We start from the raw sequence: 21,091 nt of genomic DNA on the forward strand, positions 1-21,091 counted from the left end.
CGCAAAACATCCACTGCCTCACACCTAGAAGAACCCCATAGGAGACATCATCATGCCGCTGCCGCAATCGCATCAACCACGTTCCGCAGCTCCGCTGCGGCCCTGGGCGCCACGCCTGGCGCTGGCACTGGTTACCACCGCGGCACTCGCCGGATGCGGCGGTGGTGGCGATGGCGACAGCGCGCAAACCGCAGTGCCCGCTGCCGTGCCTGCCCGACTCTGTCCTGCATCGGTCGACTATTCGACGCCTTATGTCGGCGGCACCGGATCGGGAGAACTGGTGAGCGTGCAGATCGATACCGCGAAGATGACGTGGGCCGTCACGTTTCTGGATTCATCGGTCCCACGCACCACGGGCACGGTGCAGCCAACGCGCTCCGACGCCACCAACGGGCAGAACGTGATGACCGGCAAGCTCGCGCAGGAAACTGGCCTGCCCACCGACAAGCTGAATCAATGCGCCTTCCAGTTGCTCGGCGCGAGTCTCGATGCATCGCGCCCGGCACGCCTGTTCCTGGGTGAAGGCGTGATGGGCGGCACGATCCCTGGCGCGCGCATCCAGTTCAACGGCATTGCCGGTGCCGGCGCCGTGCCCGACACGACGTTCCCGTACTTCCAGTTCATCGGCTTCGCGCAGACCGAGACGGACCTGAGCAAGATCGCGGGCGTCTACAACGGGTCGGGCTTCCATGAGATTCCATCGAAGAATTTCGCGCAGGTCGCGCAGGACTACAAGATGTCCCTGGCCGCCGATGGTTCGTTCACGGTCTGCGACAACAAGACCGGCGGCACCTGCAAGCAGAAAGGCAACAAGTTCGTGCCGCAAGGCAACGGCTCGCTGCTTTCCACCAACTACGAAGGCGAGCAGCAACCAAGCCTCGGCGGCGTCCTGGGCCGCGCGTACCTGATCGTGGGCAAGCTGCGTGGACAACTCGTGCCGATCATGATTCGCGTCGGCTATGCCAATGCGTCGTTCACGAACCTGCAACCGGTGGGTGCGGATGACGAGATCGGCATCGGCATGATGGCGCCGGCGGTGTCGATCACACAGGGTAGTGTCAATGGCGAGTACATCGGCGTGGACAGCAACTTCGACTACCGCACCACGGCGCTGGTGGGTGCCGATGCCGCGCAACTGGACCCGTTCCGCGCGTCCGACGCCACGCTGGCCACGGCGCTGAAGCTCGACTACTCGCAGACCACCGCTGGCGTAGTGACCACCACGCGCAAGGACAACGCCACGATCACGGGCAAGTTCATGTTCACCGGCGGCGTGTTTGGCTTCCTCGAAAACCGCACCACCGGCCCGTACTTCACGGTCGGCGCCTTCGTGCAATAACAACCCAGGGGACCGACATGCATAACAAACGCCTCTCGCTGGCCCGCCTGCTTTCGATCGCCGCAGCCTTTCTCGCCTGCAGCGCCTTCATGGCCACCACCGCGCACGCGCAAAAGGCCGGGGACAACGTCGTTTCCGCGGGCTGGTTCCACATCGAGACTTTCGGTACCAGCGGCCCGTTGACCACTACCTTGCTCGATGTGCCGATCAACTATCCGCTTGGCCTGCCGACGTCGTTTTCGGCGCCAGGCAGTGGCCTGTCGACGTCGAATGCCGACACGCTAGGTTTGACGTTCAGCCACTTCGTCACCGACAACATCGCGATCACAGCCGTGGGCGGCATTCCGCCCGAGTTCAAGATCTACGGACACGGTTATCTGATTCCGCCGGGCCCGGCCGGCGCACTGGGTCACCAGAGCCTGGGCGACCCGTCGCTGAATCCGATCATCACGCGCGCGCGTCAGTGGAGCCCTGCGGCAATGGTGCAGTATCACTTCCGCGCTCCGGATGTGACATTCCGACCGTTTGTCGGTGTTGGTGTCTCGTACAACTTCTTCACCAATATCGACGTCAATCCGGCGTTCGCTGCATCGGTGAACAATAACCTCGGCGCGATCCTGGCTGCGGGTGCTGGCATTCCGGGACCAACGTCGGTCCACGCCGATGCGTCGTCGTCGTGGGCCCCGATCTTCAATGTCGGCGGCACCTACAACTTCACCGAGCATTGGGGTGTCACTGGCGCGGTCACGTACATCCCGCTCAAGAGCGAATCGACGATGACGATCAAGGCGTCGGACGGCACCGTGCTGTCGACCTCGAAGACGACACTGCGGCCAAACCCGCTGGTGTTCTTCCTCGCGGCGACCTACAAGTTCTGATCGACGTCGGCCACAACGCAAAAAGGGCGAAGCCTTGAAAGCTTCGCCCTTTTTTTGCTGAACCGAAACGATGACTTACTGCGTCGTCGTTGTCTGCGGTGCCGGCTGCTGCGCCACCGGTCCTTTCTCCACCAGCCCGCCACCCAGCGCGCGGTAGAGGTCGATCGAGTTCACCAACCGCAACTGCCGTGCCGCAACCAGATCCTGCTCGGCCGAGAACAGCTGGCGCTGCGCGTCGAGTTCGTCGAGGTAGCTCGCCACGCCGCTGCGGAAGCGCATCCGCGCCAGTTCGTAGCGCGCGGCTTCCGCGTCACGCTGCTGTTCCTGGCCTGCCACCTGGTCCTCGAGCGTGCCGCGTGCCACGAGGGCATCGGCCACTTCGCTGAACGCGGTCTGGATCGTCTTCTCGTAGTTGGCGATCTGGATGTTCTTGCGGACGTTGGACAGGTCCAGGTTCGACATGTTTCGGCCGTAGTCGAAAATCGGCAGCACGAGTTGCGGCGCGAACGACCACACGTGAGCGCCCGAGTCGAACAGGTTCGTGAACGACGTGCTGATGGTGCCGGCATTGGCCGTCATCGTGATGCGCGGGAAGAATGCGGCCCGCGCCGCGCCGATGTTGGCATTGGCCGACAACAACTGCTGCTCGGCCTGACGGATGTCCGGACGCTGCGTCAGCAGTTCCGAGGGCAGACCCTCGGGAATATCGCTGATGATGTGTTCGTCCGACAGACGCATCGGCGCAGGCAGGTTCGGGATCTCGGCGATCGGCTTGCCCACCAGCACTTCCAGCGCGTTCTGCGCCTGCGCGCGCTGACGCGCCAGCTGCGCTGCGGCCACGCGGGCCTGCGCCACCAGCGATTCGTTGTCGCGCAGGTCCAGCGCGGACGTCGCGCCGGCGCTGAAGCGCTTCTGCGCCAGTTCGTACGTGCTCTGGCGCGCCTTGTAGGTGTCGCGGGCCAGATCGTACTGCTCGGCAAAGGCGCGTTCGGCCAGATAGGCCTTGGCAACCTCCGAAACCAGCGAGATATACGCGGCGCGGTGTGCTTCCTCGGTGGCCAGGTACTGCGCCAGCGCGGCGTTCGAGAGGCTACGCACGCGGCCGAAGAAGTCGAGCTCCCACTGCGTCACCGACAGGCCGACCTGGTACACGTTACCCGTGAACGACTGGTCGATACCCGACGAGGCACCCGAGAAGCGGCCGCGCTGGAAGCCGGCATTCGCATTCACGGTCGGCAGCAGGTCGGCGCGCTGGATCTGGTACTGCGCGCGCGCCTCTTCGATGCGGAGCGCGGCGGTACGCAGGTCGCGGTTGTTCTCCAGCGCCGCCTCGATCAGCCCTTGCAGGCGCGGGTCGGTGAAGAACTCGCGCCAGCCGATCTCGGTGGCGCGGCGCGTTTCACCGCTCTTCACCTCGGCCGAGGCATAACCTTCCGGCGCTGCCGGGTAGCCGCCCGCCACAGGTGCGGCGGGGCGGTCATAGTGCGGCGCCATCGTGCAGCCGCTCAGCACCCCGGCCACCAGCAGCAGAGTGGTCAAAGTCTTTGTCATAGTCAGATTTCCTTCTGGCTTTCCAGGCGTGCCATTTCCCGCTCGTGCTGGGCCTTGCTGCCCTTGAAGCGGCTACGCACCACCACGAAGAATACTGGCACCAGGAAGATCGCCAGCAGCGTTGCCGTGATCATCCCGCCCATCACGCCGGTACCGATTGCGCGCTGGCTGCCCGAGCCCGCGCCAGTGGCAATCGCCAGCGGCAGCACGCCCAGAATAAATGCCATCGACGTCATCAGAATCGGGCGGAACCGCAGGTGCACCGCTTCGAGCGTCGCATCCACGAGGCTACGGCCCTGTGCCTGCAGGTCCTTGGCAAATTCCACGATCAGAATGGCGTTCTTGGCGGACAGACCGATCGTCGCGATCAGGCCCACCTTGAAGTACACGTCGTTCGGCATGCCGCGCAGCGTCACGCCGAGCAGCGCGCCGATCACACCCAGCGGCACCACCAGCAGCACGGCTACCGGAATCGACCAGCTCTCATAGAGCGCGGCCAGACACAGGAACACGATCACCAGCGACAGCGTGTACAGGATCGGTTCCTGCGAGCCGGCCAGGCGCTCTTCATACGACTGACCCGACCACTCGAAACCGAAGCCCGGCGGCAGCTTGGCGAAGTTTTCCTCCATCACGCGCATGGCCTCGCCAGTGGACTTGCCCGGCGCGGCCTGGCCCGCGAGCTTCACGGCCGGCATGCCGTTGTAACGCTCCAGGCGCGGCGAACCCATGATCCACTTCGACGTCGCGAACGCGGCAAACGCCACCATGTCGCCATTGGCATTGCGCACGCGCAGCTTGGTCAGATCGTCCGGCAGACGGCGATCCGCACCCTCGGCCTGCACGATCACACGGCGCACGCGACCCTCATAGATGAAGTCGTTCACGTACGAGGAGCCAAATGCGATCGACAGCGTCGAGTTGATATCGGCCACCGATACGCCCAGCGCGCGCGCCTTTTCGCGATCGATGTCGATGCGCAACTGCGGCGCGTCTTCCTGGCCTTCCGGACGCACGCCCTGCAGCACCGGCGACTGCGCCGCCATGCCCAGCATCTGGTTACGCGCTTCCATCAGCTTCGCGTGGCCCTGACCGCTGCGGTCCTGCAGACGGAAGTCGAAGCCCGACGAGTTACCCAGTTCGGAGATGGCCGGCGGGTTCAGCGGGAAGATGATCGCGTCCTTGATGAACGACAGCGCGCCGAACGCACGGCCCACCAGCGCCTGCGCGGTCTGATCCGCGCCCGGACGCTCCTTCCAGTCCTTCAGACGCACGAACGCGATACCGCCGTTCTGGCCGCGGCCGAAGAACGAGAAGCCCGCCACCGTGATCATCTGGTCCACCACCTTCGATTCCTTCTGCAGGTAGTAGTCCTCGATCTGCTTGAGCACGCCGATCGTGCGCTCTTGCGTCGCGCCCGTGGGCAACTGCACCACGGTGATCATGTAGCCCTGGTCCTCATCAGGCAGGAACGACGACGGCAGGCGCTTGAACAGCACCACCACCCCGGCAATGATCACCAGGTAGATGATCACGTAACGGCCCGTGCGCTTCAGAATGCGCGCGACCATGCCCTGGTAGCTGCCCGATGCGGTGGTGAAGGTACGGTTGAACCAGCCGAAGAAACCCTTCTTCTCGTGGTGATGGCCTGCTTCCACCGGCTTGAGCATCGTGGCGCACAGTGCCGGGGTCAGCGTCAGCGCCAGCAGCGCCGAGAAGCCCATCGAAGCAATCAGCGACAGCGAGAACTGGCGATAGATGTTGCCGACCGAGCCCGAGAAGAACGCCATCGGGATGAACACCGCCGTCAGCACCAGCGTAATGCCGATGATGGCGCCCGTGATCTGTCCCATCGCCTTGCGCGTGGCTTCACGTGGCGAGAGTCCTTCCTCGCTCATGATCCGCTCGACGTTCTCGACCACCACGATGGCATCGTCGACCAGAATACCGATCGCCAGCACCATGCCGAACATTGTCAGCACGTTGATCGAGAAGCCGAACGCCAGCATCGCGCCGAACGTGCCAAGCAGCGCCACCGGCACCACCAGCGTCGGGATCAGCGTCGCGCGGAAGTTCTGCAGGAACAGGTACATCACCAGGAACACCAGCACCACGGCTTCCAGCAGCGTCTTGACCACTTCCTCGATCGAGATCTTCACGAAGGCCGAGGTGTCGTAAGGCACGCTGAACTCGTAGTCCGGCGGGAAGAAGCGCGAAAGCTCTTCCATCTTGGCGCGCACCGCGGTGGCGGTGGCCAGCGCGTTGCCGGTCGGGGCCAGCTTGATGGCGATGGCCGAGGCCGGCTTGCCGTTGATGCGGGCGAGCGTCGAGTAGTCGGCGCCGCCCAGTTCCACGCGGCCGACGTCCTTGATGCGCACCGACGAACCGTCCGGATTCACGCGCAACAGGATGTTGGCGAATTCCTCGGGCGTGTTCAGACGGCTTTCGGTACTCACCGTGGCGTTAAGCTCCGTGCCAGACGGCGACGGGGTGCCGCCCAGTTCGCCCACAGCAACCTGGATGTTCTGCTCGGCCACTGCGGCCTTCACGTCTAGCGGCGTGAGGTTGTAGCCGGTCAGCTTGGCCGGATCCAGCCAGATCCGCATCGCGTATTCGGTACCGAACAAGTCGGCCGCACCCACGCCGGGCACGCGACGGATCGAGTCGACGACCTGCGCGGACACGAAGTTACCGAGCTCGATCGCATCCGAGTTACCGGATTTGGACGAGACCGTGATGAACATCATGTAGTTGTTGCCGGCCTTGTCGACCTTCACGCCCTGTTGGCGCACTTCCGCCGGCAGACGCGCTTCCACGCGCTTCAGGCGGTTCTGCACTTCCACGGAGTTCAGGTCGGAACTCGAGCCCGGCGCGAACGAGATATTGATCGTGGCCAGGCCGGACGACTCACTCTGCGACTCGTAATAGAGCAGGTTCGGCGCACCGTTGAGCTCCTGCTCGATCGGCGTCACCACCGTGTCTTCAATGGTCTTGGCCGATGCACCAGGGTAGGTCGTGCTGACCGTGATGATCGGGGGCGCGATATTGGGGTACTGCGCGATCGGCAATTGCAGGATCGCGAGTGCCCCGCCCAGCACGATGATCAGCGCGAGCACCCACGCGAACACCGGCCGGTCGATGAAAAACTTCGCCATGAAACTGGCTCCCTAAGTGTGCGTGGTCAGCCTTGCTTGGCCGGCGTCTGCTCGGCGGGCTTGGCTTCGTTGCTGGCTTCGGACTTGCCGCCTTCAGCACCCTGCGCGCCCGCGCCCGATGCCGGCGCAGCCGCGGTCTGCGGGTTCTGGAACGGCACGGCCTTGGCGGGCGCGCCCGGGCGAACCTTTTGCAGGCCCTCGACGATGACCTTTTCGCCACCCTTGAGGCCTTCGGTCACCACCCAGCGATCGCCGATCGCCTGCGGCGCCTTGACCGGCACCGCGGCTACCTTGCCGTCATCGCCCACCACCAGCACGCTCGCACCCTGCGCGCCACGGATCAGCGCGCGCTGCGGCACGGTCAGCGCCTTTTCGTCCACACCCTGTTCGATCTTCACGCGCACGAAGGTGCCCGACAGCAGTTCACGCTTCGGGTTCGGGAACTCGGCACGCAGCGTGATCGAACCGGTGGTCGGGTCCACGGTCATGTCCGAGAACAGCAGCTTGCCGGTCATGCCGTATTCCTTGTCGCCGGCTTCCGGGTACAGGTGCACGCGCGCGCCGCCGTTCACACCCTTGACCTGACCGGCCTCGATGGCGCGACGCAGGCGCGCCACTTCCGACGCCGGTTGCGTGAAGGTCACCCAGATCGGCTCGACTTGCTCGACGGTGGTCAGCTTGGTGGCTTCGCCCTTGCCGACCAGCGCGCCTTCCGTGACCAGCGCACGGCCGACGCGGCCGGAGATCGGCGCGGTGACGGTGGTGTAGCCCAGATTGATCTGCGCGGTCGTCACAGCCGCCTTGGCGGCGGCGATATCGGCATTGGCCTGGCCGGCGGCGGCAACCGCCTCGTCGTATTCCTGCTTGCTGACGGCGTTGGCGGCCACCAGCGGCTTGTAGCGCTCGGCCTTCTGGCGCGCGGACACGGCATTGGCCTCTGCACGCTCGAGCTGGGCCTTGGCCGAAGCCAGTTGCGCCTGATACGGGGCGGGATCGATGCGGAACAGCACCTGACCGGCCTTCACTTCACCGCCTTCGGTGTAATTGCGCGACAGGACGATACCTTCCACGCGGGCACGCACCTCGGCGGTGCGCACACCCTCGAGACGACCCGGCAATTCATTGACGACGGCAACTGCGGACGGCGTGACGGTCACGACACCCACTTCCGGAGGCGGCATCGCGCCGCCCTGCGGGGCTTTCTGGCCGCAGGCGGACAACGCCAGTACCGCCACAGCGGCGGCAACACTACGGATCTGTTGGGACTTCCTCATCGATAACCCCATGATGGCAATTTGAGATCTGCCGCAATGCCCGCGACGCGAACAGTCGCAAAGGGCAACACACTCCGGGGGCGGGGCATGGCGGCCAAACAGGTTTTTGCTCGTTGCCAGCCGCCGCTCGCAAGTCGGTGGATGGAAACGCTTTTCTTTCTACAGGCAGGATTTCCCGGTTTCGGCTCATGGCTGCGTCGCTTTGCGCGCGCGCCATCACACAAATCAGGTTGGCTGAAACTCGGGCAGGGGCGTATTATAGATACATTCGCGCATGTATGTAAGTACCCGGATAAATTTTGGGGCGTTTACAACACATGGCAATGGTTGCGTGTAGTGGAATGCTCCTGCAAATCGAGCACGATTGTTCCATTCACGGTACGATGCGCCCCGCCTAGTGCCGTTGCGCAATTTGGAGAGAGAAGCGCCTTGCCATCCACCGGCAGCGCCCATGGAGACCTGGCGACCACCACCGTCCGGGTAAAGAGGGAAATGGTCAGACGTACCAAGGAAGAAGCGCTAGAGACGCGCAACCGCATTCTGGATGCGGCAGAGGCCGTGTTCCACGCCCGTGGCGTGGCACGTCCTTCGCTGGCGGACATTGCCGAGGCGGCAGGCGTCACGCGCGGCGCGATCTATTGGCATTTCAAGAACAAGAGCGACGTGTTCGCCGCGATGTGCGATCGCGTCAACCTGCCAGTCGAGGCGCTCTGCTCACCCGAGCGCATTGCCTCGCAGGAAGACCCGCTCGGGAGCATCCGCGACATCTGCGCATTCGTGTTCCGCCAGACCGTCAACAATCCCCAATGGCGTCGCGTGTTCGAAATCATCTTCCACAAGTGCGAGATGGTCGAGGACAACGGCGCCATCTTCGTGCGCCAGCGCCAGTCGCACCAGGAAGGCACGGTGAAGATGCGCGAGCATCTGCGGCTGGCGATGGAGCGCGGCCAGTTGCCCGCCGACCTCGACCTGCCACTGGCCGTCAATGCCTTCCACGCCGCGATCGGTGGCGTGCTGGCGCACTGGCTGTTCTCCCCCGAGGATTTCGAACTGGCCCGCGAGGCCGAACGCCTGGCGGACGCATTCATCGACACATTGCGCCTCTCGCCGGCTCTGCGCGTGGGCTACGTGCCACGCCCCATGGCGCCGCTCGATGCGGAAATGGCGGCGCTGTGCGAACGGCAGCCCCAGCAGGCCCTGGCGTCGAACTGATTCCCGAACTGACTCCCGAACTGATTGCCAAGCTGGCTATGAGCCGTCAACCGCGCATGGCTTCGCGCCAACGCGCGATGAACGCCTTCTTGCGCAGGGCATCCTGCGCGGCCAGCAGACCCGGCCCGACGCTGATCGGCCTGAGCGCGTAGCCCAGCCGTTCCGCCAGTGCGTTGGCAGTGTGCGTGCTGTCGATGTCGGTGCGAATCGTGTACAGCTGGGACGTGGTCTGACTCAGCAGGACCTGCCCATCGCGCGACAGCAGGAAATCGAGCCACAGTCGCGCCGCGTGTGGCCTCGGCGCCTGCCGCGCGATGAACGCCACGCGCGACATCACCAGGGTGTAGTCGCGCGGCGCGATGACGGCAATCCCGGCCCCGCGCTCCATCAGCGACAGCGCATAGGAACCCAGCAGGTTATAGCCCAGCACCAGCTCGCCACTGGCGATGCGTTCGATCATGTCCGCCGTCGATGCAGACAACTGCACGCGCGCGCGGCCCAACGCCTGAGCCAGATACCAGAACTCGCTGCCCATCCGCGCATCCTGCTGGGCGAGCAGATACCCAACGCCAGAACGCTCCACGTCGTACGTCACGATCTTGCCCCGCCATTGCGGCGCGCGGTCCTGCAGCAAACGCGCCAGGCCGCTGCGGCTGCCCGGAATATGGGTGCCCGCGAAGTGCTTCCGGTTGTAGACGATCACCGCAGGCTCGAACGTGGTGCCGAACGCCTCGTCGCGCCAGACCGCCCAGCCCGGCAGGCCATCGCGTTCCGGCGACTCGTAGCGCTGCGCGTAGCCGTCGTTGACGAGCTTGATCTGCAGGTCCATCGCCGTGCTCCAGAGCACGTCGGCCACATCCGCGTCCCTTGCCGGCCGGTTCGTGCCGAGGCTGGCGCTCTCCGCCAGGAAGCGGTTGTTCAGTTCGATCGTGTTCAGGTCCTGATAGCGCACCCGAATACCCGGATAGCGGGCTTCGAATGCGTCGATCAGCGGCTGCGCGATCTCCAGATCGGTCGAACCATAGACCGTGACCGATCCCTCGCGCTGCGCGCGCGCGATCACCTCGATATAGTCGCTCGGATACCCCGCCGGCACCCGCGCCGTCGGCTGCGCCCGGGCCGGAAACGACGGCACACCCGCAGCCATGACGGCGCCCGCCATCAGCAGGTGACGGCGAGAAGCATGAACCGGAGGCGACTTGGTTTCTGGCACAGTAGACACGCGTGTTGTACACGGGGAGGAGCGCCGCCATTATAGGGCGCGAGCGGCGCCCCCGACACCCGCCGCCAAGGCGGTATCATAGGCGCCCTCGGGGGCAGCCCCCGGAGACAGATCAAGAGCGGGCAGAGGAGGGTCCCATGCGCATCCTGCTGGTGGAAGATGAAGTGGAACTGGCCCGCTGGGTCACACGCGCACTTGAGCAGGGCGGCTTCGTGATCGAGCATGTCACCGACGGTCTGAAGGCCGAGGCCCGACTCATGGCCGAGGAATACGATGCCGTCGTGCTGGACCTGCGCCTTCCCGGCAAGGACGGCCTGGCCGTGCTGAAGGCCATGCGTGGCCGCGACGACCGCACGCCCGTGCTGATCCTCACCGCGCAGGACACCCTGGACGAACGCGTGCGCGGTCTCAATCTCGGGGCCGACGACTACCTGCCCAAACCATTCGCCATCGCGGAACTCGAAGCCCGTATCCTGGCGCTGATCCGGCGCAGCCGTGGCCGGGCGCATCCGCGCCTGCAATGCGGCACGCTGGTGTTCGACGGCGAAGCGCGCAGCTTCACACTGGCTGGCGCGCCGCTGTCCCTGACCCCGCGCGAATCGACGCTGCTCGGCGCGCTGCTGGCCCGAAGCGGCCAACCGCTGACGAAAGCCCAATTGCTCGACAAGGTGTTTTCGCTCGACGCGGACGTGAGCCCCGACGCCATCGAGGTGCTGGTCTATCGCCTGCGCAAGAAACTGTCCGGCCACGGCGTGACCATCGTCACGCTACGCGGCTTCGGCTACCTGCTCGAGCCAGAGGCCGCCACCTGATGTGGCCTCGCCGCCTGCGCCAGCGCGCGCGCCTGCCTGTGCGGTCCTGGTTGCGCGGCAGCCTGCGGCGCCAGTTGCTGATCCTGCTGGTCCCGGCGCTGGCGCTCATGATGGCGGTCGATACTTGGTTCACCTACGGCACCCTGCGCGATGCCGCCAACACGGCATACGACCGCTCGCTGTACGGCTCCGTGCTGACCATCGACAACGCCATCGGGATGGCCGGCGAGAGCATCCAGCTATCGCTGCCCGACGCGGCCATGGAGATGTTCGAAACCGCGGCGCAGACACACGTGTTCTACCGCGTGTCGATGGAGCGGGCCGGCCAGATCGAGACTGTCACCGGATATGACGATCTGCCGCTGCCGACGGGAGCGCTGCGGAACGGCCAGCCGCGCTTCTACGACGCCACCTATCGCGGCGACCGGGTCCGCATCGCGGCGATGGCCCGCCCGGTCTATCGCCCCGACGCGCACATGCGCGTGATCATCCAGGTGGCGGAGACCGCCGAGCCGCGCGCGGCGCTGATCGGCAACGTCTGGCGCAGCGCACTGCTGCGCGACATCGCGCTGATCATCGTATCGGCGCTGATCCTGGTCGGCGGCATTACCTACGTGCTCCGCCCGCTGCAACAGGTACGTGACGATGTGCGCGCGCGCTCGCCCGAGGATCTGACCCCGCTCGAGTTCGACCATGTGCCGGTCGAGGTGCGCCCGCTGGTCGACGCGGTGAACCTGCACGTATCGCGCTCCGACGCGATGGCGCAGGCGCAGGCCCAGTTCATCGCCGATGCCGCCCATCAGCTCCGCACGCCACTGGCCATCCTGAAGACACAGGCCGAGTTCGCGCAGCGGCAGCTCGACACGTTCGGCGGCGAAGGCGCGGCGCATTCGGGCGCCGCCGAGGCCGTTGGTGGCATCGTCAAGCAACTGGAGCAGGCCGCGCGGATGACCAACCAGTTGCTGGCACTGGCGCGCGTCAGACAGCACGCGCCGGACGGCACCGCCCCGGCCACGGAAGTGGAGATCATCGACGCGATCGGCGTGGCGGAGCAGGTGGCGCTGGACTACCTGCCACTCGCTCGCGGACGCCAGCAGGATTTCGGCTGGGAGCGACCGGCCGGACTGGAACTGCCAGTGCAGGCCGATCCCGCGCTGTTGCGCGAGGCATTCGCCAACCTTGTCCACAACGCCATCCAGTACTCGGGACGCCGCAGCCGCATCACGCTCTCCGCCACACAGGTCGACGACAGCGCCATGCTCATCGTCGAGGATGACGGCCCCGGTATTCCAGAGGCCGAACGCGAGAAGGTGTTTGCGCGCTTCTATCGCCGGGTCGGCCACACGGAAACAGGGTCGGGCCTCGGACTTGCCATCTCGCGCGAGATGGCGACGCGCTGCGGCGGCACCGTGGTCTTGCGCGAAGGCGCCCAGGGGCGTGGCGTGCGCGCGGAACTCAGCTTGCCGCTGGTGAAGCCGACGGCCTGATAAGCCGCGCACACCGACTCACTGCTACTTCTTCATCACCGCATCGGCACATGGGTCGGGACGATCCACGGCAGGGACACGCACGAGCGCATCGAATGCCTTACCGTTGGCCGCTGACTCGACATAACCGACGCTGAGCACACGCGCGTCATCTCGATCGGCGCGGTCGAGCCAGCGGGGCACACCGATGTCGCGCCGCACGTGGCCGTTACCCGCGATCAGTACCACGCCCCGGTCGCCATGCGCTTTCATGATCTGCGCCATCACGGCATCGCGGGCGGCTTGCGCGTCGAGCATCCCTGGCAACATCGCCTTCGGGAAATTGCCGCAATGCCCGGCATCGAGCGTCGCTGTCTGCAAGGCGATGAGGTCGGCAGGCAAGGGCTTGTCCAGTTTCAACTCGGCCTGCTGTTGGGGTGCGAAAACCTGCCCGAGCCCGCCGCGCACGATCTTCGCGGCATCGGCACGCGACAGGTTCGCGGCAAGCAACGGGAGGTCGTATTGCAATGCAAGTGATACCACCGGCTGGTAGAGCGCCCAGTCCCAGCCACTCTTTGGGCCCGTCGCCTGCGCGATGAGATAGTCCGCATCGCGTGGACGTTCGCGACGCGCACGGTCGATATCGCCCTGCCGTTCGCGGTCGAATTGCTCCATCGCGATCGCGGGCCGCCAACCCGCCTCCACGGCCTGCGTCAACGCCTGCAGCCGCTGCCGTTGGCCCGCCGCGTTGTCGTGCACCTCTCCGAGCAATACGTAGGTCTTGTTCGGGAAGCGCTGGCTCAAAGCATCTGGCGAAGGTCCAGTCGACGCGCATCCGGCGGTTAGGGCTGCCATCGCGATACAGGCTACGAATCGGTTCATCGCTGTGGTATCTCCGGTTGCCCGGCACTTGCGCCAGGCCATTGGGATGGGAGCTTGACGCGACACGAGCCGATTGTCCACAGCATGTGCATCAGGGTGGCTGGTAGCCCGGGATACGCGCGACGCGCAGCGACGTTCATATCGTCGATTGTGGGGACCGCTCCGCCGCGTCAGAACGCCAACTTCACACTCGCCGCGAAGGTTCTGCCTGGTTGCGTGTAGAAAGCGAGACCCGGTTCCGACGCGGAAACGCCTGTCTGGCGCACGTCGCCCCAGAGCCAGTAGGTCTTGTCGAAGAGGTTGTTCACGGCCAGCGCAATCGTGGCCCGCTTGCCAAGCCGCCACCAGGCCTGCAGATCGACCACGCCATAGCCACCTGGCTTGAAGTACGTCACGCGTCGTGTGTCGTCAGTCCGCGTCACTGCCCTGGCGCCGCGCCAGCGCAATGCGGCGCCGGGTCCTTCGCTGACCGAAGGCTCCCACGTCAGCCCTGCGGAGGCACGCAGCGGCGAGACGCTGTTCAACGGCTGATCCGTTTGCTCGTTCGTGCCATGCGCATAGGCCACCGCGCCATCGACACGCCACTGCGGCAGGAAGCGCCACACTCCACGCCATTCCGCACCGTAGATGCGCACCTTGGCCTGATTGCGGAACTGATAGGTCGCGCGCATGGCCGGCAAACATGCGGGGTCGGACGGACACGCCAGTTGAACCTGTTCGATAAAGTCCCGGTACCGGTTGTCGAACATGGCCACGCTGGTCTGAACGTTCTCGCCGGTGTAGCGCACGCCGACCTCGAACGAGCGGCTCTTCTCGGGATCGAGTTCGCTGTTCGGCGCCGCGCCGTAGCCCTGCACCAGGTTGCGGAAACTGCCGTTGATTTCCCGATAGTTCGGCGCACGGTAGCCGAACACGTACTGCGCCCAGACGTTGACGCGATCCGTGGCCTGCCAGAGCGCGGACAACTTCGGCGACAGGTTGGAATTGCTCTGGCTGACCGCGGGCTTCGCGGCTGCGCTGTTGTAGAGCGAGTCGTCATCGGGCCCAAGTGAGTAATGATCGAAACGCAGGCCCGGCGTCAGCGTGAACCGCCCGTTCATCAAGCGCAACTCGTCTTGCACGAACACACCCACCTGCCGTGTCGCGCCCTTGGGATAGTCATGCAGTGGGAATGTCTCGCCAGCCAGTGACTTCGTGCGCGTACTGGTGGTGACGTTGACGACCGTGGCATCGCGATACTCCTCGGACTCCGTGCGGATGAAGTCTACGCCTCCGATCAGGCGATGTTCGACGCTGCCGGTGTGAAACGACTTGTCGGCCTGGAAGTTGAAACCGGTCTGTTGCTGCTCGAAGCCGAAATCGAGCCTCACATCGCAAAGGTTGGCACCGGCGAGGGTAGCGGAACAGCCGCGGCTGGTACGGCTGCGCACCTGGTTCGTGACGTTCGTGGTGCGGCTCTTTTGATAGTAGATCGCAGCGGTCAGGCGATCGAGCGCGCCGCTGTCGGGACGCCACTCGTAGTCAAGCGATACGCGGTCGCGCGCCAGGTCCTCCGTACCGTTGGCGGACGTCACACGCGGTAGCGACCGTGACAAACGCAACATGCCCGTGTCACTGGTGGCATCGCGGTGCTCGTAGGTCAGCCTGAGGCGCTGCCGTGCCGTGGCATTGAGCACGAGCTTGCCGAGGTAGGCATTGGTTTCGACATCCTGCGGGTTCGGCGCGGTGCGCGACACTGACACCGAATCGTCGCCACCCATGTTCTTCATCTCATGTGAGCGACGGTGCGCGTACATGAACAACCCCTGGATCAAATCGTTGCCACCGGCCACGCCGACGGTCTGACCGAAGCCATTGTCGATGCCGTTCCAGTTCAGCCCGACTTCAGCACCGACCGACTTGTCGCGCATGAGATCCGTGGGGTCCTTCGTGGCATACGAGACCACGCCACCGATCGCATCGGACCCGTACAAACTCGATGCAGGGCCGCGCAGCACTTCCACGCGCTTCAGGAACGAGAACTCCGGCGCGTCACGCGTGGACGTGGTGATGTTCGACGGCCCGCCCCCGTTGTAGAAGTCTGGCAGCCGCACACCGTCAACCATCTGCAGCACACGGTTGTCCTCGATGCCACGGATGTTGATGCTGCCGGCTCCAAAACGGCGGCGGTCGCGCGGCACGTCGATGTCGGGCTCGTCGGCGAACAGGCCCGTTTCATCGACCGGCATCGACCGTTCGATCTTGCGTGGATCTTCCACGGTAATGGTCGAGGCCACGGCATCGGCACGTTCTTCCGTGCGCGTGGCCGTGACCACCACTTCGCGAAGCTGCTGGACGTCTTCTGCCCAGAGCGGCGTGCAGAACGTGGCCCAGACCGCCGCGACCGGCGTGACCCTGACTGAGGCGCGCAGGCGACGCGCCAGGAAACAGCGTTTCATTGGATTTTCCTTTGAAAGAAAACGAAACGCTGGCTGGCTACGGCGGATCGCGATCGAAGACCGCGCGCGTCGGGAGGCGATGACTGGCTGGCGTGAGCGGGCAGGCCTTATGTTTTTGATTCTTGGCCACACCCATGCAGGTGAAGATTATTCGCGTTTACAAAAGGCATGACAAGCCTCGGTGGCGAGGACTGTCGGCATGTTGAGGCTGGGGGAGGAGAACGCTCGCGAATTGCGGCTGAATCGGGGAAGGTGCGCCGGTCCCGTTACGATCTGGGAACCGGCGCATAAGAGCAAACACACTGCGGCACAACTACAGCACGGCCACAGCACAGCAACGGCACAACTCTCGGCGAGATTGGCGATCAGTGCGCCACCGTTGCCGGCTGCTGTTCGTCCAGCAGATTGCCTTCCGAATCGATCTGCAACGGGCCGGTGCCAGAGTAGCGATCGAGCGCGAGGTAAATCACCGGCGTGATGAACAGCGTGATCACCTGCGAGAACAGCAAACCACCCACCACCGCCAAGCCGAGCGGCTGGCGCAGTTCCGCGCCTGCGCCCAGGCCCAATGCCAGCGGCAGAGCGCCCATCACGGCCGCGAACGTGGTCATCATGATCGGGCGGAAGCGCAGCAGGCACGCCTGCCGGATCGCCTTCGCGGGCGCCATGCCCTGTTCGCGCTGCGCCGCCAGCGCGAAGTCAATCATCATGATCGCGTTCTTCTTGACGATGCCGATCAGCATCAGCACACCGATCGTCGCGATCAGCGACAGCTCCACGTTGAACAGGAACAGCGTCAACAACGCGCCGACGGCCGCGGAGGGCAGGCCGGCCAGAATCGTCAGCGGGTGGATGTAGCTCTCGTAGAGCACGCCCAGCAGCGTGTAGATCACCGCGATCGCGGCCACCAGCAGCACCACCTGCGTGGCCTGCGACGACTGGAACACCGCCGCATCGCCACCCCAGCTCGTGAATATCGATGTCGGCATCGCGATCTCCTCGCGATAGCGGTCGATCAGCTTCGACGCATCGCCAAGCGCGGCGCCCGGCGCGAGGTTGAACGACACCGTGACCGAGGGCAACTGACCCTGGTGGTTCACCGCGATCGGTCCCACGCGGCGCTCGGTCGTGGCGAACGCCGACACCGGCACCATCTGGCCCGTCCGGCTGCGCACGTAAAGCTTGGAGAACGCCGTCTCATCCGCGCGGTCGATATCTGCCGCGGTCAGGATCACGTAGTAGTTGTCGATCGGCGTGTAGATCGTCGATACCTGACGCTCGCCAAACGCGGTGTACAGCGCCGTGCGCACGTCCTGCATCTGCACACCGAGCGCATTGGCCTTGTCGCGGTCGATCGTCAGTTGCGCCTCGAGGCCCGACTGCTGCGAATCGCTGGTCACGTCACGGAAGATCGGCTCGGTGCGCATCTTGGCCATGAGCTTGTCGCTGAACTCCTGCAACTGCCCCGGCTTCACGCTCTGCAGCGTGTACTGGTAGCGGCTCTTGCTTTGACGCCCGCCGAGGCGCAGGTTCTGCACCGGCGAGAAGTAGACCGCCAGCCCGGGCACCCCGGCAACATCCTTGCGCAGCGACTCCACCACTTGCGGCATCTTCGGGCGCTCGCCGAGCGGCTTCAGCTCGACGAACATCCGGCCCGTGTTGATGGCTGGCGACGGGCCACCGCCGATCGACGCCACCACGCTCTTCACGGCCGGATTCGCGCGGATACGTTCGGCGGCATCGCGCAGGCGATCGGACATCGCATCGAACGAGATGTCCTGCGGGCCTTCCGCGTTGACCTGGATCTGGCCGATGTCCTCCTCGGGGAAGAAGCCCTTCGGGATCTTCACGAACAGCACAGCGGTCAGCACGAAAGTCAGGCCGGCTGCGGCAAGCACCACGCGGCGGTGCGCCAGGCACCAGTCCAGTCCGCTCGCGTACTTGCGGAGCGTCCATTCGAACAGGTCCTCGAACCACTGCGTGGAACGCATCCCGATCGTCTGCTTCTGCTCTACGCGATGCACGGGCGCGCCCGTCGCGTGATCGCCTGCCGTTTCTCCATACATGTGCTGCGATTCGTCCACCGGCACGTTCTCGGCCGACAGGAAACGCGCGCACAGCATCGGGATCAGCGTCAGCGACACGAGCGCCGACACGAGAATCGACAGCGACACCACCGCGGCGAATTCGTGGAACAGCAGGCCGATCACACCCGGCATGAAGAAGATCGGGATGAACACGGCCACCAGCGAGATCGAAATCGACAAGATGGTGAAGCCCATTTCGCGCGACCCCACCAGCGCTGCCTTGAGCGGCGGCACGCCTTCCTCGATATGACGCACGATGTTCTCGAGCATCACGATCGCGTCGTCCACCACCAGGCCCACGGCCAGCGTGATGGCGAGCAGCGACACGTTATCCAGGCTGTAGCCAAATGCCTTCATCAGCGCCACGGTGCCGATCAGCGAGATCGGCAGCGATACCGTGGGAATCAGCGTCGCGGCGGCGCGGCGCAGGAACAGGAAGATCACCATCACCACCAGCGCGACGGTCAGCGCCAGCGTGAACTGCACATCGTGGATCGATTCCCGGATCGACATCGACCGGTCGTTCACCACGTTCACGTTGACGGAGCCCGGCATCTGCGCCAGCAGGCGCGGCAGGGCGCTCCGGATCGCATCGACCACGGCCACCGTGTTGGCATCTGGCTGGCGCTGCACAGCCAGCACGATCGAGCGTTCGTTGTTGAGCCAGCTGCCGGTCTTGATCGTCTCGACGCTGTCTTCCACTTCCGCCACGTCCGACAGCCGCACCACGGCGCCGCTCGGCTGGCTGGCCACAATGATGTTGCGGAACGCGTCCGCGCTGGTCATCTGGCGGTTGGCCTGGATCGTCAGCGTCTGGCGCGCGCCGTCGAGCGTGCCGACCGGCGTGTTCGCATTGGCGCGATTGAGCGCGGTGGCTAGCTCATCAAGCGTCAGGCCGCGCGCGGCCAGCGCGTCGGGGTGGGCGCGCACGCGCACTGAGAAGCGCTTCTGGCCAAAAATCTGCACCTGCGCAACGCCGGGCAGTGTGGCCAGCGTCGGCGAAATCAGGTTATCGCCAAACGCGTTCAGCTCCCCGAGGCTCATCGACGGCGAATTGATCGCCAGCAGGATCACCGGCGCATCGGCAGGGTTCACCTTGCGATACGACGGCGGCAGCGTCATCTCGATCGGCAGCGACCGCTGCGCGCGGAACAGCGCGGCCTGCACGTCCACGGCGGCGGCATCGATATCACGGTCGTTGTTGAACTCGATCGTGATGCTCGAATTGCCGAGCGTGTTCGACGAACTGATGACCGAGACGCCCGGAATCGTGGCGAACTGCTTCTCGAGCTGCGTGGCGACGGATGCCGCCATCGTCTCCGGGCTCGCCCCCGGCAGCGTGGCCGTGACCTGGATCACGGGCGAATTGAAGCTGGGCAGCGCCGCAATCGGAATCGTCGGATACAGCACGATACCGGTCACGATGACGGCCAGGCACAGCAGCACCGTCATGACGGGCCGGCGGATACAAAGCTCGGAGAGCGTCATGGCATCAATGCTTGGTGGCGGCGGCCGGGGCCGAAGCGCCGCGAGCGGCGGCTTCCCGCACCAGACTTCCCGGGCGCAGATTCTGCGCGCCCTCGGTCACCACGCGCGCGCCGGGTTGCACACCTTCGATCACGGCGGCAGCGGCCGTGGTAGCGATGACCTGCACCGGCACGCGCGCCACCTTGTTGTCGGCCTGCACGGTGTAGACGAAACGGCCCTCGGGGCCGGCCACGATGGCCTGCGGCGGCACGGACAGCGCATCCTTCAGCACCTGCACCGTGGCGTTGACGTTGGCGTAGGTGCCCGGCCAGAGGCGGTGCTCCTCGTTGCCAAACATCGCCTTGACGCGGATGCTGCCGTACTGCGGATCGACGGTGTTGTCGACGAATGTGATCTTGCCGGTCACGGGCTGCTTGCTGCCGTCGTTAGGCAGCGCCGTCACCGATACCGGTCCGCTGCGCAGTGCCTCGCGCAGGGCGGCAAGCTGCCGTTCGGGCAGCGTGAACATGACCGTGATCGGCGCGATCTGCGCCACGATGACCATCGGCGTCGCAGTCGTCGGCGTGACCAGCGAGCCCGGGAAGACGTTGATGACGCCGGTCCGGCCGCCGATCGTCGCGCGAATCGTGCCGTAGCTGATGGCCACGCGGCTCGCTTCGATGGCCGCCTGGTCGGCGCGAATCGTCGCTTCGAAACCTTCGACCTTGGCCTGTGCCGTATCCACGGCACTGCGCGAGATGAAGTTGCGCTGCAGCAACTCCTGGCTACGTGTCAGCGTGCGGCGTGCGTCGGACAAATCGGCCTGGTCGCGCATGAGCTGGGCGCGCGCCTTGTCCAGATTGGCCTCGTCCATGCGGGTATCGAGCGAGAACAGCAGGTCGCCCGGCTTGACGCTTTGACCTTCCTTGATATGGACCGCGCGGACGGTGCTCGACACCTGCGGGCGCACCTCCACGGTCTGCATCGCCACCACATTGCCGTTGGCGTTCACTTCCAGCGGCACATCGCCCTGCTGGACGACCGCCGTGGCAACCGTGGTCACGGCCGCGCCCTTGGCGGCCGGCTTCGGCGCGAACCAGTGCTTCCAGCCAAACCAGCCGGCGACAACGATCACGAGCACGGCCACGACGACTGGCCAGCGCGAAGTGCGGCCGCGCCCCGTACCGGCGGCCGCGCTCCAGTTGCCATCGACAAAGCCCTTCGGCTGGTCGATTCCATCTGTTTTCATTATGAGGACCCTCAAATACTGCACGGCGCGCGACTCCCCCTTGGCGCCGGCTTCATTGG

At 65.1% G+C, this 21,091-nt stretch carries 13 protein-coding genes; 5 read left to right on the forward strand and 8 right to left on the reverse strand.

Features of this window, described 5'->3' with window-relative positions; genetic code table 11:
* Window positions 1-52: 52 nt before the first annotated feature.
* Both B2246_RS11260 and B2246_RS11265 read left to right on the forward strand, forming a co-directional pair.
* A complete protein-coding gene (locus tag B2246_RS11260; protein ID WP_008642792.1) occupies window positions 53-1,339 on the forward strand; it encodes a DUF2957 domain-containing protein in 1,287 nt (428 codons plus the stop codon).
* Between the two features lie 17 nt (window positions 1,340-1,356).
* The gene (locus B2246_RS11265) at window positions 1,357-2,217 is read left to right on the forward strand and encodes an OmpW/AlkL family protein (RefSeq protein ID WP_186425483.1); all 861 of its coding nucleotides are present in this window, start codon (window positions 1,357-1,359) and stop codon (window positions 2,215-2,217) included.
* Window positions 2,218-2,292: 75 nt separating this feature from the next.
* Here B2246_RS11265 and B2246_RS11270 read toward each other — a convergent pair whose 3' ends face one another.
* The 3 genes from B2246_RS11270 to B2246_RS11280 are packed head-to-tail and all read right to left on the reverse strand — an operon-like array spanning window position 2,293 to window position 8,197.
* Window positions 2,293-3,768: an efflux transporter outer membrane subunit gene (locus B2246_RS11270; RefSeq protein ID WP_011518005.1), complete on the reverse strand. Its 1,476-nt coding sequence runs from the start codon at window positions 3,766-3,768 to the stop codon at window positions 2,293-2,295.
* Between the two features lie 2 nt (window positions 3,769-3,770).
* Entirely contained in the window at window positions 3,771-6,923 is a 3,153-nt protein-coding gene (locus B2246_RS11275) for an efflux RND transporter permease subunit (protein WP_286882272.1), read from the reverse strand.
* Window positions 6,924-6,949: 26 nt separating this feature from the next.
* Window positions 6,950-8,197 carry an efflux RND transporter periplasmic adaptor subunit gene (locus tag B2246_RS11280; protein ID WP_035881181.1) on the reverse strand — a complete coding sequence of 416 codons (1,248 nt, stop codon included), beginning with the start codon at window positions 8,195-8,197 and terminating at the stop codon, window positions 6,950-6,952.
* Window positions 8,198-8,689: 492 nt separating this feature from the next.
* Between B2246_RS11280 and B2246_RS11285 the strand changes: the two genes are divergently transcribed.
* Complete coding sequence (locus B2246_RS11285) at window positions 8,690-9,409, forward strand: TetR family transcriptional regulator (RefSeq protein ID WP_017512519.1); 720 nt, start codon at window positions 8,690-8,692, stop codon at window positions 9,407-9,409.
* 46 nt (window positions 9,410-9,455) lie between these two features.
* On the opposite strand, the gene B2246_RS11290 is transcribed toward B2246_RS11285, so the two are convergent.
* Window positions 9,456-10,571, reverse strand: a complete 1,116-nt coding sequence (locus B2246_RS11290) for an ABC transporter substrate-binding protein (RefSeq protein ID WP_317915382.1) — start codon at window positions 10,569-10,571, stop codon at window positions 9,456-9,458.
* A gap of 197 nt (window positions 10,572-10,768) precedes the next feature.
* Between B2246_RS11290 and B2246_RS11295 the strand changes: the two genes are divergently transcribed.
* Both B2246_RS11295 and B2246_RS11300 read left to right on the forward strand, forming a co-directional pair.
* Window positions 10,769-11,443 (forward strand): response regulator, encoded by a 675-nt coding sequence (locus B2246_RS11295; RefSeq protein WP_008642777.1) that lies wholly within the window; start codon window positions 10,769-10,771, stop codon window positions 11,441-11,443.
* A complete protein-coding gene (locus tag B2246_RS11300) occupies window positions 11,443-12,930 on the forward strand; it encodes a sensor histidine kinase (protein WP_186425482.1) in 1,488 nt (495 codons plus the stop codon). Before B2246_RS11295 ends, B2246_RS11300 begins: the two co-directional genes overlap by 1 nt.
* 24 nt (window positions 12,931-12,954) lie before the next feature.
* Here B2246_RS11300 and B2246_RS11305 read toward each other — a convergent pair whose 3' ends face one another.
* The 4 genes from B2246_RS11305 to B2246_RS11320 form a co-directional block, all read right to left on the reverse strand.
* Window positions 12,955-13,791, reverse strand: a complete 837-nt coding sequence (locus B2246_RS11305) for a ChaN family lipoprotein (RefSeq protein ID WP_286882270.1) — start codon at window positions 13,789-13,791, stop codon at window positions 12,955-12,957.
* Between the two features lie 170 nt (window positions 13,792-13,961).
* Window positions 13,962-16,229: a TonB-dependent hemoglobin/transferrin/lactoferrin family receptor gene (locus tag B2246_RS11310; RefSeq protein WP_286882269.1), complete on the reverse strand. Its 2,268-nt coding sequence runs from the start codon at window positions 16,227-16,229 to the stop codon at window positions 13,962-13,964.
* A gap of 365 nt (window positions 16,230-16,594) precedes the next feature.
* Window positions 16,595-19,804 (reverse strand): efflux RND transporter permease subunit, encoded by a 3,210-nt coding sequence (locus B2246_RS11315; protein ID WP_035881176.1) that lies wholly within the window; start codon window positions 19,802-19,804, stop codon window positions 16,595-16,597.
* A 4-nt stretch (window positions 19,805-19,808) separates the two neighbouring features.
* The gene (locus tag B2246_RS11320) at window positions 19,809-21,032 is read right to left on the reverse strand and encodes an efflux RND transporter periplasmic adaptor subunit (RefSeq protein ID WP_286882268.1); all 1,224 of its coding nucleotides are present in this window, start codon (window positions 21,030-21,032) and stop codon (window positions 19,809-19,811) included.
* Window positions 21,033-21,091 lie beyond the last annotated feature (59 nt).

It is taken from the genome of Cupriavidus sp. UBA2010, from assembly GCF_002335265.1.
GTDB lineage: Bacteria > Pseudomonadota > Gammaproteobacteria > Burkholderiales > Burkholderiaceae > Cupriavidus > Cupriavidus metallidurans.